Genomic DNA, 12930 nt, shown 5'->3' with positions numbered 1-12930 from the left:
GAAGAATATTATTTATTTACTACTTCTTCGATGTAAGCGATAGCGTGTCCTACAGTAGTAATTTTTTCAGCTTGATCATCAGGGATCTGAATATTGAATTCTTTTTCAAATTCCATGATAAGTTCAACTGTATCCAATGAATCTGCTCCTAAATCGTTAGTGAAGCTAGCCTCTGGAGTTACTTCTGTTTCTTCAACGTCAAGCTTATCAGCGATGATAGCTTTTACTCTTGATGCAATGTCTGACATAGTAAATTTTTTTTTAATTGTTAGATGGTGCAAATATATAAAATTCTTTACGATAAAACATTTTTTTAGTCTTTTTTGTGGCCTGTAGGTACGTATTTTGTTATACGGCTGTTTAGTGTTTTAGTTTTCAGGTGTTTAGATTTTAACATTTTACAGTCTTGTTTAAGTTTAGGTTAAAACAAAATTTTACTGCATTGTCATAAGGTAAATCTTATCATTCTGATGGCATATTTTTCAATAGTGTTCTTAATTCAAACGGCATTATCATTAGCTTTGCAAACTATTTTTTAAAACATCGTAAACTTCTAAATATTCTCATTAACTTTAATGAAAAAAATTATTTATATTCAGCTTCTTTTATTTTCAATAGTAGCTTTTTCACAAACAAGAGGAAAGGTTATTAAAGTGAAAGATGGCGACACAGTGGTTGTATTGTTATCAGACAAAACGCATGAAACCTTAAGGCTGGCGGAAGTTGACTGTCCGGAAAACGGCCAGGCTTTCGGTAAAAATGCAAAACAGTTTACAAGTTCGGCGGTATTTGGTAAAAAGGTAACATTTTACAGAACGGGAAAAGACCGGTACAGAAGAACAATTGCGAAGATCTTCTACGGGAAACAAAAATATTTGTCTGAAGAAATTATAAAAGCCGGCTTGGGATGGTGGTATTTTAAAGCTTCTAAAAATAAAGAACTGCAGAATGTCCAAGATAAAGCAAAAGAAAAAAAACTTGGTTTATGGTCGGACAAAAATGCCGTTTCTCCATGGGATTTCAGAGCTAATAAGAAGAAAAAGATATCGTAATAAGAAAGAGAATCGTTATCAGATTCTCTTTTTTACTAAAATTTATTTCCGCTGAACATTCCTGTGTCGGTATATTGTGCGTCTTTTTTTATCTGAAATAAAACCAAATCGACGTCTGTAATGGCTTCAAGAGATACATTTTCTTCTAAAATTACACTATCTCCTTTTGTAATGACCTCTTTACCGAGTCTACAATCTCCGTTAAAGCAATAAAGAAAATTAACAAGGTTTTCAGCCGTATTCGGAAGCTTAATGGATTTGTCTTGAAGTAACTTAATATCAAAAATATTCGTTTCAACTCTCAATTTTAACGGTGCTTTTTCCTGATACCCAGCAACTAAACGCCACTCATTTTCACTGTAAATATTTTCGAACTGATAGAATTGCACCTTTGGTGGCAGCTCATTTTCGGACGGACGCATGAAGATCTGAAGCATTTCCATATTTTCTTCTGCGCTTTCTTCATGCGAAATTCCGCTTCCTGCATTCATCAGCATCATATAGGAATTGTTAAGGTGTTCCTGATGCCCGGTACTGTCTTTATGGATCATTTTCCCTGAGCGGATATATGAAAGGATCTCGTCGTCGCGATGTGGATGCATGGGAACGATTCCCGGAGGTTTGAATAAGGCATGATCTATTCTTCCGATCGTAAAAAATCCGGTATCTGTTTTTCCGAGATTGGCCCCCGGATATAATATATTTACCCGAAATGTCTGATTGCCGTGGGTATGTTTTTCAGAAGCTCTTATAACTTTCATACTGTATTTTTTTTAGGGTAAAAACAAAAGAGACATCATATATAAAAATAACAATATCTCTTTTTTGTAAATAAACTTTTTAATGGTAATTTAAAATTCCGACCAATTTTTGCCCGTTCGGACTTGTCCAGTCAATGGCCAGCTCAGAAATAATCTGGTCAACTGTTGTAATGATGGCTCCTGCCTGTCTCATTCTTTCCAAAGCCAAATTGTCACCATATTGAGTGTAAGAAGCGGATGCATCGGCAGAAACCTGTACTTCATATCCTTCATCCAGCATTTGTAATACAGGGAAGGTTACACAAATTTCCGTTGTCACGCCCGCTACGAAAAGTTTTTTTCTGCCTAAAGCTTTTACTGCCTCATTAAAGCCTTCGTGGTGCATTGCATTAACGATTCCCGGACGTTTGATTCTGGCTTCATACGCTTCCGGTAATATTTCCTGTAATTCTGGGATGAGTGGACCTTGAACATGATCTTCCATACTTGATGTTAAAATAACAGGCAGGTTAAGTGCCTTTGCAATTTTTGCCAGTTTAATGGCGTTTTGTTTTACCAGATTGATGTCATGAGAATGAGTCCATGCCATAGTTCCTACTTGGTGATCGATAAGCAGCATCGCTGCGTTTTCTGGGTTGAATGCTTTTGTGTGCATAATAAAATGTTTTTGAGTTAATATTATTGTATTCTGATTTTAGCAGTATGACTGCTTATTGTCATGACAAAATTATGCTGATACGCATCCCGGAAACGATGATATTTGCTACAAAAAAACTGTGATAAATGTCAATGAAATTGTTTAATCCATTGATTTTTAAAGTAAAATTAATCTTGCGGAAAATTTTATTAAAGAGATAATAAATGAAGAAATCAACTGTGATTTGAATTCATTATTATCAAATATCAACAATTTCAGAAAGTCAGCGAACATACATTTGTATTGAACAATATTTAATTATTATCGCTATGAGAAAATCAGTTTCACAAGATGTTTTTAATCAGCTTTTTACCGATGCAAGATCATACCACCACTGGACAGATGAGCCTGTAAATGATGAGGATCTGAAAACACTGTATGATATTATAAAATATGGCCCTACGAGCGGCAATCTCCAGCCTGCCCGAATTGTCTTTGTACGCAGTGAGGAAGGTAAAGAGAAGCTTTATCCTGCTTTGGAAGGAATGGGAAGTAATCTGAACCAGGTAAAATCTGCCCCTGTTACGGCAATTATCGCGCAGGATGAGCTTTTTTGGAAACAGGCTCCCAAACTTTTTCCGCGGATGGATGTAAGGGAAATGTTTGAGAAGGATGAAGCCTTTGCGGAGTCTATAGCCTACAGAAGCAGTTCTTTAACGGGAGCGTATTTGATGATTGCAGCGCGCGGATTAGGGCTTGATGTCTGCCCAATGTCGGGTTTTCATAATGCAATTTTAGATGAAGCCTTTTTTAAAGGTACAACCTGGAAAACAAATTTTATTTGTACCATAGGGTATGGTGATGATTCCAAACTTTATCCGCGCGATCCTCGTCTTACCTTTGAGGAAGCATGTCGGTTTGAATAATTGATAGATGTTTTAAGATGCTTTTATAAGATTGAAAATGATATTACTTGGTGATGTCATTTTTTTTGCTAATTCCGGTAAGCATCTTTTTTTAATTTAAAATAAAGTTCCTGTTAAATTTTATTTTTGCTTTCGGATACGACTTAGGGTTTCTTTGGTAATGCCTAAATAAGATGCCAGCAGATGTTGAGGAAATCTTTGCAGAAATGCGGGGTAGGTCTTTAAAAGATTATTATAACGGTCAATAGCAGGAAGGCTGATCGCGTTGTTGACACGATTCTGCATCGCAATACCATGATTCATATCTAGTGTTTTCGTGAGCTCATTCAGAGCCGGAACGTTCCCCATTTTTTGAATATCATCTTTTGAGATCATTAGCACTTCAGTTTCTTCACAGGCCTCAATATTGTAAATCGTAGGTTTTGAAGTTAAAAGACTTTCTCTGTCTGCAACCCACCAGTTTTCCAGATAAAGATTAATGACATTTTCTTTTCCCATAGCATCAACATAGTATTGTTTCATGGAGCCCTTGATGATAAATGCGCAGTATTTACAAACTTCTCCCTGTTTTAGAAAGAGCTTTTTTCGACCGATTTTTTTATAGACGAACAGTTCTTTTATGAAAATTTTATCTTCATCAGTTAATGGAGAGGAACTGTGGGCTGATATATAATCGAAAAGTATTAAAAAACTGTTTTGGTTTATATTCATGTTGATCTTTGTAAATAAACGAATTTATAAAAATAATTCGGGAATAGATAAACTGTGGCTTTTGAAAAAACGATGAGTTATTTTAGAATTATTTATTATCAAATGTCAACAATTTCCTTTCTGTGTTGCCTATACATTTGCAATATAAATAACATTTAAACAAGATTACAATGGCAACACAATGGAACCTAGACCCGACACACAGTGAAATTACTTTCAAAGTAAGACACATGATGATTTCTAATGTTAAAGGCAACTTTACAGATTTTGATGTACAGCTTGAGGCAGAGGATGACAGCTTTGCAAATACCAGAACAAAGGCAATCATCCAGACAAATTCTATCTCTACTTATAATACGGATAGAGACAATCATCTTAAATCGGCAGATTTTTTTAATGTAGAGATTCATCCTGTGATTACTTTCGATTCCTCTGCATTAAGCAATGAAGTAACAGGAAACCTTACCATTAATGGTATTACGAAACCTATTACGCTTGATGTTGATTTCAATGGAATTAAAGCTGATCCTTACGGAAATACAAGAGCAGGTTTTTCTTTCGAAGGAAAAATCAATAGAAAAGAATTCGGCCTTACCTGGAATGCAGCTCTTGAAGCAGGCGGAGTAATGGTAAGCGATGATGTAAAGCTGGCCGGCGAATTACAATTCGTAAAGCAAATGTAAAGTACGGATAATTTATTTAAGATGATAAAGCCTTTGATGTTTCAAGGGCTTTTTTATTGGAATCTGTTTTTTTTAGAAGATTTAAAGGAAGAGTATTTAGAAATAAAGAAAAATTGCCAACTCTTCGGGAAATGATGCCTAACTGTTGCCTATCTCAAACCCGCAATTTTGTACTGTCAATAATGACAAACATTTTAACAATTTAAAAACAACAATATTATGGCACGCATTAAAGCATTAAATCCGGAAGAAGCTACCGGAAAAACAAAAGAACTTTTCGATACTGTACAATCTAAAATGGGAATGGTTCCCAATATGATGAGAACCCTAGGGAATTCACCGGCTGTACTGAATGCTTATCTGGGATTCAACGCTGGATTAAATTATTCTTCGCTCGGAGGAAAATTGGGAGAACTGATTGCGCTTACCGTAGCCAATGAAAACGGATGTAACTACTGTAATGCGGCTCACAGCTTTGTCGGCGGCAAAATGGGAATTGGGGAGCAAGATATCAATGATGCAAGAAATGCTCTTTCTTCAGATCCGAAAATAAACGCAGCACTGGTTTTTGCAAAAGAGATTCTGAATACAAAAGGATCGGTTTCTGATGAAGCATTGGAGAAAGTAAGAACAGCGGGATACAATGATGCTCAGATTCTTGAAATATTGGCACAGGTTTCTTTAAGCATCTTTACCAATTATGCGAATATATTATCAGATACGGATATCGATTTTCCGAAACTGGCACCTATCGTTAAAAACTAATCACTATTTAAACTTAAAATAAAAGAACAATGAAAACAACATTCAATACCATAGATATTAACGGAGTAGAAATTTTTTACAGAGAAGCGGGCGACAAAAACAAACCGACTTTAGTGCTCCTTCACGGTTATCCTACTTCATCACACATGTACAGAAATCTTATCAGGGATTTGTCGGATAAATACCATTTAATTGCTCCGGATTATCCGGGGTATGGGAGAAGCGAACAGCCAGCGATGAGCAGTTTTGAGTATACTTTCGACAATTTTGCAAAAATCGTTACAGAATTGTTGGCTAAACTTGATATTCAGAAATACAGTCTGTATTTAATGGACTACGGTGCGCCGATTGGCTTCCGTATTGCAACTGCAAGTCCTGAAAAGATCGATACGCTGATTGTACAGAACGGCTGTGCTTACGAAGAAGGATTGGAGGCATTCTGGGATCCTATTAAAGCATACTGGAAAGACAGAAATGATAAAGAAGCGGAAAATACGTTAAGAGGTTTCCATGATCTTAACGGTCTCAAATGGCAGTACACGCATAATGTTCCGGATCCAAGTGTCATTTCTCCTGATAACTGGGAAATTGATCTGAGACATTTGGAAAGACCTGAAAACGGAGCGATACAATTGGCCTTATTTTATGACTATCAGAATAATGTGACCTTATATCCTCAATGGCAGCAGTATTTCAGAGATCATCAGCCCGAAATGTTAATTGTGTACGGAAAAGACGATTATATTTTCCCGGGTTCCGGTGCTGAGGCCTTTAAAAAAGATGTTAAAAATCTTGAGTTTCATTTATTTGAAGCCGGACATTTTACTTTAGAAAGTCATGGTGATGAAATTGCAGCCATTATCAGTGATTTCCTGGAAAGAAAAGTAAAGTAGTTTATTTTTTTAAGATCGTCTTGAATAAATTTTCAGGGCGATTTTTTATGATTGTTATTTTAAAATTTTCAGATAATAAAAAAGAAGCGGAAATTTTTTAAATTTGATAGGTAGCGATTGTATGATTGCTTATAAATAATATTATCATGTACGAACCGCTTTTCGATTATATAGAACGTTACAGCAATTCGGTCCTTTCTTCAGAAGAAAAAGAAAAGATACAGTCGCTGCTGTTGCCGAAAAAATTAAGAAAAAAACAATATTTTCTTGAAGAGGGAAGTCATTGTTTATATACAGGTTTTATTCTGAAAGGAGCGACCCGGCAGTTCAGCGTGGACAGCCATGGGATTGAATATATTCTGCAGCTGGCGGTAGAAAACTGGTGGATTGTCGACCGGCAGAGTTTTATCAATCAAACCCCGTCGAAATATTATATTGAAGCATGGGAAAACACCGAGCTGCTTATTTTGCCCAGGCCTCATCTCGATCCTTTTCTGGAAATTCCGGCTATAAAAGAAATGTTCTGGAAAATGAGCGAAAACAATCATATTGCTTCCCAAAAACGTGTGGATGATGCAATAAGCCTCAGTGCTCTTCAGCGCTACGAAAGTTTTGTGGAACTTTATCCTGAAATGATTCAAAGGTTTCCTTTGCATCAGATTGCCTCGTATTTAGGAATTTCACGAGAAACATTAAGCCGAATCAGGAAGCAGAGTTTCCGATAATTGATTTTCTGACGATTGTGACAAATGTCAACGTTTTTAGCTTTTCCCGTAAGTAAATTTGTTTTCAATAAAACATAATAAAGAATGGATTCAGATATAAAAATAATAGGCAGAGAAGATGGGAAGAGGCTGGGAGTGGCCGGGGGCAATTACCGCATCCTTATTTCCGGTAAAGAAACAAATAACAGCTATTCCGTGATTGAAATGACTGTTCCTCCCGGTGGAGGTCCGCCGCCACATTCGCACCCGAAGATTCAGGAAACATTTTATGTTTTGGAAGGAGAAGTGGAATTCAAGACGGAACACGGGAAAGCAATGGTGTCCAAAGGTGGGTTCGTGACAATTCCTTTTGGGGGTGCTGTTCATTGTTTTAAGAATATTTCAAGTTCCGTTGCCAAGCTTCTGTGTACGGTGATGCCGGCAGGTTTAGAAGAAATTTTTGAAGCCGTCGGCGAGCCCGTGGCCGAAAATGAGTTTTTACCTATTCCTGAAATGACGAATGAACGCAGAAAGCTTTTACAATATTTGGATGAACTTTATGAACAGAAAACTTATCCTTCAACCTATTTGGATTGAATCTAACTGTTGTTGAACTATAATTTCCGCTTAGAAAAAGAAATACGATGATTTTTACCAACAATTCCCACGAAATTTTACAGCTTTATAATCTGGATTCATCAAATTTGAAGGTTGTTTTTGATGTTAAAAAAACAGATCTTACTTTTATTTGGAATACAGGAGAAAGTATGGAAATTACTATTGATAGAACTAAATTTCACCTCCTGAAAAATCAGATGATATTTTTAACCGAATTTCATAAGATCGATGAAATCAGGCTTGAGACTGCAAGGATGGTACGATTTAATCAGCCTTTTTACTGTATTATTAATCATGATAATGAAGTAGGAAGCAAGGGCTTGCTTTTCTTTGGGGCCTCGGACATCCCGATAGTGACGGTTGATGAAAATATGGTGAGAGAATTTGATATTTCATGGGAAATTTTCTGCTCCGAAATGCAGAAAGCAGACATTTTACAACAAGACATGCTTCAGTCTTTATTAAAAAGAATGCTGATTTTATCGGTAAGGATTTTAAGACAATCCAATAATTTTCACAAGCTTGAAAAAAATCAAAGCGATGTTATCCGTGAATTTAATTATCTGGTGGAAAGCCACTTTGCGGAACACCACGATGTCGCCTTCTATGCCTCAAAACTGAATAAATCACCCAAAACCTTATCTAATTTATTTTCTCTTGTTTCTGAACGAGCACCACTGAATATCATTCACGACAGAATCATGATGCATGCGAGAAGACAGATTAATTATTCAAATCTTTCTATAAAGGAAATCGCGTACGAGCTTGGCTACGATAATATCCAGACCTTTAGCAGGTTTTTTAAAAGTAAGGAAGGCGTTTCTCCGGTTCATTATCGTAAGAAGGTGGCGGAATTGGTATGAAATAATAAAAACCACTGATTTTTTTCAGTGGTTTTTTGTGGAGTTGGAGGTTTTTGAACCTGCTATATTTTAACATATCTCAAAATATGTAATATGTCTATTTGTCAGTATTTTAGCTATATTTGTATAAACTAATATACTTAGTCTTTATGTCTAAATATAGAAGAAGTAGCACCTAAACTGGCACCTGATGAACTACACTTTTAAACTTAAGCAACCCAATGGTACAAAGGAATCTTTGATTTATTTCCGTTCTTTTTTCAACAATGAAAATAAGAATTTCATCTATTCTACGGGCGAGAAAATAAAACCAAGCGAATGGGATTTTGAAGGTAGACAACCAAATGACCTAAACGGAAGAACAAAAAAGGCAGAAATTCATCGAAGCGTTAAGATGCAGTTAGATCGATACAGCAGTTTCTTTACAGAGATTGTTAATCGATATAAGAACATAAATGAAGAACTTACAGTCGATATTCTTAAACAAAGATTTGATGAAAAGTTCAAAAAAATTACTGTTAAAAGTGATTTCTTTAGAATTTATCAGGAGTTTTTAGATGAGAAGGAAAATGACTATACTGGGAATTCGATTTCAAACTCTACTTTAAAGCGTTACAAATGCAATAAGAATCTACTCGAAGATTTTGAAAGCAATTGTAAAGTTAAGATCACTCTGGGAAAATTTGATGATAAACTTTATAATAAGTTTTTAAAATATTGTATCGAAGAAAAAAAGCATTCTGCAAATACATTACACAGAAATGTCGGTCTGCTCAAAACTTTTCTTCTCTGGGCTCTCAATAAAAAATATACATATAATAACAATTTTATTACGTTCAAAAAACCTGCGAAATTCACAACTGATGAAATAGCTTTAAATTTTGAACAAGTTGAGCTCATTTACAATTATGACTTCAGTGATAACAAAAGATTGGAAAGGGTACGTGACCTTTTTGTTTTTGGATGCACTACAGGAATGAGATTTGGCAATTACAGCACGATTTCAAGAAGTGATGTTGATGGTAATTTCATACGAGTTATCGATTTAAAAAGTAAATCTAAAAACTTAGCAATTCCTTTAAACAGTATTTCTAAATCAATACTCGAAAAGTATGATTATAAATTGCCTAGTATTACAAATCAGAAGATGAATGACTATATTAAGGAGGTTTTTAAAAAGCTAGAATTTACTGATGAAATAAAGAAGACTATGAAGTATGGTGATGAGTTGGTAGACCAAAAAGCTGAGTTTTGGACAAGAATTTCCTCACATACTGCAAGGAGAAGTTTCATCACCATAATGAAAAACAAAAGAGTTCCGGATAAAGTTATTATGAGTTACACTGGTCATACTAGCTTGGAAGTCTTTAATGCTTATTACAGACCAAGTGAAGATGATAAGATCAACTATATGAATGAAGTTTTTAAATAAGTAGTAATTTAGATTGTGGTCTACTGAGCATTTATAAAACACTCCATATAGAAAGAATTAGTTTTATCGGTAAAGGTTAAAGATATTCTCTTGAAATTAATAATATAACTAAGTAGAGATAATATTATTAGCGAAATTTAACTTTGTGAAACAGTTTTTCTACCTACAAAAACTAACTAAGAAATAAAAAAAATTCTATTTTTATATAAAAAACAATGACCAAAAATTCAAAAATTAAACTTGACGAAACCTTATTTAAAGCCATTTTACAGATAGAAGATCATTCTAAATTACAACTATTCCTTAAAGAGAAAAAATTACCTGTTACGGTTAATTTTAATGTTATGAGTAATCTTGTTGAAGGAATATCTTTTGATGATAGATTTCTTTTTGATTTTAACGAGCTAGAGATTGAAAATTTAAAAGCTAACCTAGATATTCATAATGATGCATATTTTTACAACATAAAAATAATTGGGAATGATAGTAATATCTTAATTAGGTTAAAGGATGTAAAAGCGGAAAAAATTCTACTAGAGAATAATGAGAATTTAGACATAGAATTGATAGGGGGTAGATTTACGGAAATCACATATACAAAAAATTTTAATTCTCGAAGATTATGTTTACTTAATTCAGAAGTGGAAGAAGATCTAGAAATTAATGAATCAGACTTAGAATATTTGTATATAGAGAATTCTATCTGTGATGAATTAAAAATAAAAAACACCAAAATCTTACTCGAAGGAATTGTTTTAAAGAGTACAAAATTGGATAAGTTTTTGATATGGCAGCTATCTAGTATTTACAAAATAAATACCTCAGATAATACCACTATACATTCACTAGATATCAATAATTGTATTGTTAGGTACATAAATATTGATGAAACAGATATCAAATTTATTCAGTTTAGCTCTATAAAGAGATTAGATGAACTAACTTTCTATAAAAACTCAGAAATAGGAAGTTTAAATATTTATCTTAGTTCAATTAACAGACTCCTAATAAATGAAGATACTAAAATAAGTGAAATTGTTATACAAAAAGATTCATTCATAAATCTTTGTAGAGCAACTGATAATTGTAATATTAGTTGGATTACAATTAAAAAATCTAATATTTTATTCTTCGTATTCCATAGGGGTATTTCAATTAAATATTTTGAATCAGATGGGGAGTCTAATATTGGTGATTTTGATATTTTAGAATGTACAATTAAATCTCTTACTCTTACCAACCAAACTAATTCATATAATTTTCAAAACACAGACATAGGGCTATTAAAACTTGATGACTGTAAGATAAGCTATTTGAATATTTTAAATGGTTGCAAAATAGAAGCATATATATCTAATTGTGACATTGATAAAGTTGATTTTAAACAAATCATTATTTTAAAAGATACATTAATCTCCTTTTCTTCTTGTAGAATTTATTCTCTAATTATGGAAAATTTCTCTGTGATAGGGGGGTTATATTTTAGAGAGCTTATTCCACTTAAAACACCATTAAATGAAGAATGGTCGAATATTAATAAATATGCTTTCAATAATGTTTTTTTTGAGGATCAAATAAAACAAAAATATGAAAATATAAAATCAGTGGTACTTAAGTCTTTAAATGGTAAGGATAAGGGTTGGATAAATGAAAATACTAATAACAATTCTAATAATCTAATGGAATTGTTAATTAAACAAGACTATATATCTTCTAAAATAAGCAATGATAAAATAGAGTCTCTGATAAATAATTTAAAAAATGCTTATCTATCTTACAAGCAATGGTATGAAGAAAGACTTCTACGAATGATTGATGAACATACCTACCTTAATATTAAAGCATTAAGAAAATTAACTAATATAGATAGAGAAAATTTGGAGTTTAATAAAAACATATTGCAATTTATTTGGGAGGCAATAAGTAAAATGCACAGTTATAACCTTCTCTTTCAAAATATAAATAAACCTTTATTTAGAGTCTATCAATCATCATTAGGGAAAACTGAATTTTCAAATTGTAGCTTAAAAGATTTTGAATTTCAATACAATTCAACAAATTTCTACGATTGTTTATTCCTAGGAACTGACATTCCAGAAGACAATTTGAAAATATTAGATAGTAAAATAACAGTTTTTCCTATTGAAAATACTGAGATAAAGAGTAAAATTGAATTTCATAAGCAAAAGTCAGAATTCTTTAGCCAGTTTAAAAAGATTTTTGAAAAACAAGGGAATGTATTTCAAGCGGGACTTTTTAATTCCAAATGGGCAGAAAATCAAGAAAAGTTATTACTGCTTAATATTGGAAAAAATGAAAATTATCTGGATTCAAGTACAAGTCTCGGTAGTTTTTTGAAAAGCGTAATACTATTTTTTGAAGAATCAAATATTTCTAGCAAACAAGATGTATTTACATTTAATCTTAATAGAATTTCTAATAATCACGGGGAAAGTTGGCTGAGAAGTATTGGATTTATACTAGTACCACTGTCTATTCTATACTTTTTCTTTATTCTTTCTTTGTATTATGATTTTATTACTCCGTATGATGTTTGTGATAAAAAGGTAAAATTTGTATATGATAATAATTTATTCACTTTACTAAGATATCACTCAAAAGACTTTTTTTCGTTTTTAAATCCTGCAAGAAGATTAGAGCAGATAAAGCCGCTAAAAAATATAGGTCATCTTAACTTTGTTAGTAGTTTAATTGATTTTACAGCGAGAATAATTCTTGCTTTCGGAATTTATCAATTAATTGTTGCTTTTAGAAAAAATGCAAAAAAACAATAGTTTAGCAAATATAATGTAGGGTAAGTTAGAGTACGTTAAAATTTTTACTACAATTATAACAGACCAGGTGAGGATGATGAGATAACTATA

At 33.1% G+C, this 12930-nt stretch carries 14 protein-coding genes; 10 read left to right on the top strand and 4 right to left on the bottom strand.

Annotation, left to right across the window (positions count from 1 at the left end; all coding sequences use genetic code 11):
* Positions 1-8: 8 nt before the first annotated feature.
* On the bottom strand, positions 9-248 hold the full coding sequence (locus BUA89_RS08330; RefSeq protein ID WP_002976354.1) for an acyl carrier protein: 240 nt from the start codon (positions 246-248) through the stop codon (positions 9-11).
* Between the two features lie 327 nt (positions 249-575).
* Between BUA89_RS08330 and BUA89_RS08325 the strand changes: the two genes are divergently transcribed.
* Complete coding sequence (locus tag BUA89_RS08325; RefSeq protein ID WP_072955609.1) at positions 576-1052, top strand: thermonuclease family protein; 477 nt, start codon at positions 576-578, stop codon at positions 1050-1052.
* A gap of 35 nt (positions 1053-1087) precedes the next feature.
* Here BUA89_RS08325 and BUA89_RS08320 read toward each other — a convergent pair whose 3' ends face one another.
* Positions 1088-1813, bottom strand: a complete 726-nt coding sequence (locus BUA89_RS08320) for a pirin family protein (protein ID WP_072955602.1) — start codon at positions 1811-1813, stop codon at positions 1088-1090.
* Between the two features lie 79 nt (positions 1814-1892).
* On the bottom strand, positions 1893-2468 hold the full coding sequence (locus BUA89_RS08315) for an isochorismatase family protein (RefSeq protein ID WP_072955599.1): 576 nt from the start codon (positions 2466-2468) through the stop codon (positions 1893-1895).
* Between the two features lie 311 nt (positions 2469-2779).
* Here BUA89_RS08315 and BUA89_RS08310 point away from each other — a divergent pair, with 311 nt between their 5' ends.
* The gene (locus BUA89_RS08310) at positions 2780-3376 is read left to right on the top strand and encodes a malonic semialdehyde reductase (protein WP_072955595.1); all 597 of its coding nucleotides are present in this window, start codon (positions 2780-2782) and stop codon (positions 3374-3376) included.
* A gap of 120 nt (positions 3377-3496) precedes the next feature.
* On the opposite strand, the gene BUA89_RS08305 is transcribed toward BUA89_RS08310, so the two are convergent.
* Entirely contained in the window at positions 3497-4087 is a 591-nt protein-coding gene (locus BUA89_RS08305; RefSeq protein ID WP_072955592.1) for a Crp/Fnr family transcriptional regulator, read from the bottom strand.
* A 170-nt stretch (positions 4088-4257) separates the two neighbouring features.
* Between BUA89_RS08305 and BUA89_RS08300 the strand changes: the two genes are divergently transcribed.
* The 8 genes from BUA89_RS08300 (at position 4258) to BUA89_RS08265 (ending at position 12840) form a co-directional block, all read left to right on the top strand.
* Positions 4258-4770 carry a YceI family protein gene (locus tag BUA89_RS08300; protein WP_072955589.1) on the top strand — a complete coding sequence of 171 codons (513 nt, stop codon included), beginning with the start codon at positions 4258-4260 and terminating at the stop codon, positions 4768-4770.
* A 219-nt stretch (positions 4771-4989) separates the two neighbouring features.
* Positions 4990-5535: a carboxymuconolactone decarboxylase family protein gene (locus tag BUA89_RS08295; protein WP_072955586.1), complete on the top strand. Its 546-nt coding sequence runs from the start codon at positions 4990-4992 to the stop codon at positions 5533-5535.
* Positions 5536-5564: 29 nt separating this feature from the next.
* Positions 5565-6428: an alpha/beta fold hydrolase gene (locus BUA89_RS08290; protein WP_072955583.1), complete on the top strand. Its 864-nt coding sequence runs from the start codon at positions 5565-5567 to the stop codon at positions 6426-6428.
* 146 nt (positions 6429-6574) lie between these two features.
* Positions 6575-7153, top strand: a complete 579-nt coding sequence (locus tag BUA89_RS08285) for a Crp/Fnr family transcriptional regulator (RefSeq protein WP_072955580.1) — start codon at positions 6575-6577, stop codon at positions 7151-7153.
* A gap of 84 nt (positions 7154-7237) precedes the next feature.
* A complete protein-coding gene (locus BUA89_RS08280) occupies positions 7238-7729 on the top strand; it encodes a cupin domain-containing protein (protein WP_072955577.1) in 492 nt (163 codons plus the stop codon).
* Between the two features lie 47 nt (positions 7730-7776).
* Positions 7777-8613: an AraC family transcriptional regulator gene (locus BUA89_RS08275; RefSeq protein ID WP_072955573.1), complete on the top strand. Its 837-nt coding sequence runs from the start codon at positions 7777-7779 to the stop codon at positions 8611-8613.
* Between the two features lie 190 nt (positions 8614-8803).
* Positions 8804-10045: a tyrosine-type recombinase/integrase gene (locus BUA89_RS08270; RefSeq protein WP_072955569.1), complete on the top strand. Its 1242-nt coding sequence runs from the start codon at positions 8804-8806 to the stop codon at positions 10043-10045.
* A 215-nt stretch (positions 10046-10260) separates the two neighbouring features.
* A complete protein-coding gene (locus BUA89_RS08265) occupies positions 10261-12840 on the top strand; it encodes a hypothetical protein (RefSeq protein ID WP_072955566.1) in 2580 nt (859 codons plus the stop codon).
* The last annotated feature ends 90 nt before the right edge of the window (positions 12841-12930 follow it).

Source organism: Chryseobacterium arachidis, assembly GCF_900129245.1.
GTDB lineage: Bacteria > Bacteroidota > Bacteroidia > Flavobacteriales > Weeksellaceae > Chryseobacterium > Chryseobacterium arachidis.
This window is presented reverse-complemented; position numbering and strand designations above follow the sequence as displayed.

Bases quoted from the DNA above. Each gene is read 5' to 3' on its own strand.
- BUA89_RS08330 (WP_002976354.1), bottom strand. From the start codon at position 248: ATGTCAGACATTGCATCAAGAGTAAAAGCTATCATCGCTGATAAGCTT.
- BUA89_RS08325 (WP_072955609.1), top strand. From the start codon at position 576: ATGAAAAAAATTATTTATATTCAGCTTCTTTTATTTTCAATAGTAGCT.
- BUA89_RS08320 (WP_072955602.1), bottom strand. From the start codon at position 1,813: ATGAAAGTTATAAGAGCTTCTGAAAAACATACCCACGGCAATCAGACA.
- BUA89_RS08315 (WP_072955599.1), bottom strand. From the start codon at position 2,468: ATGCACACAAAAGCATTCAACCCAGAAAACGCAGCGATGCTGCTTATC.
- BUA89_RS08310 (WP_072955595.1), top strand. From the start codon at position 2,780: ATGAGAAAATCAGTTTCACAAGATGTTTTTAATCAGCTTTTTACCGAT.
- BUA89_RS08305 (WP_072955592.1), bottom strand. From the start codon at position 4,087: ATGAATATAAACCAAAACAGTTTTTTAATACTTTTCGATTATATATCA.
- BUA89_RS08300 (WP_072955589.1), top strand. From the start codon at position 4,258: ATGGCAACACAATGGAACCTAGACCCGACACACAGTGAAATTACTTTC.
- BUA89_RS08295 (WP_072955586.1), top strand. From the start codon at position 4,990: ATGGCACGCATTAAAGCATTAAATCCGGAAGAAGCTACCGGAAAAACA.
- BUA89_RS08290 (WP_072955583.1), top strand. From the start codon at position 5,565: ATGAAAACAACATTCAATACCATAGATATTAACGGAGTAGAAATTTTT.
- BUA89_RS08285 (WP_072955580.1), top strand. From the start codon at position 6,575: ATGTACGAACCGCTTTTCGATTATATAGAACGTTACAGCAATTCGGTC.
- BUA89_RS08280 (WP_072955577.1), top strand. From the start codon at position 7,238: ATGGATTCAGATATAAAAATAATAGGCAGAGAAGATGGGAAGAGGCTG.
- BUA89_RS08275 (WP_072955573.1), top strand. From the start codon at position 7,777: ATGATTTTTACCAACAATTCCCACGAAATTTTACAGCTTTATAATCTG.
- BUA89_RS08270 (WP_072955569.1), top strand. From the start codon at position 8,804: ATGAACTACACTTTTAAACTTAAGCAACCCAATGGTACAAAGGAATCT.
- BUA89_RS08265 (WP_072955566.1), top strand. From the start codon at position 10,261: ATGACCAAAAATTCAAAAATTAAACTTGACGAAACCTTATTTAAAGCC.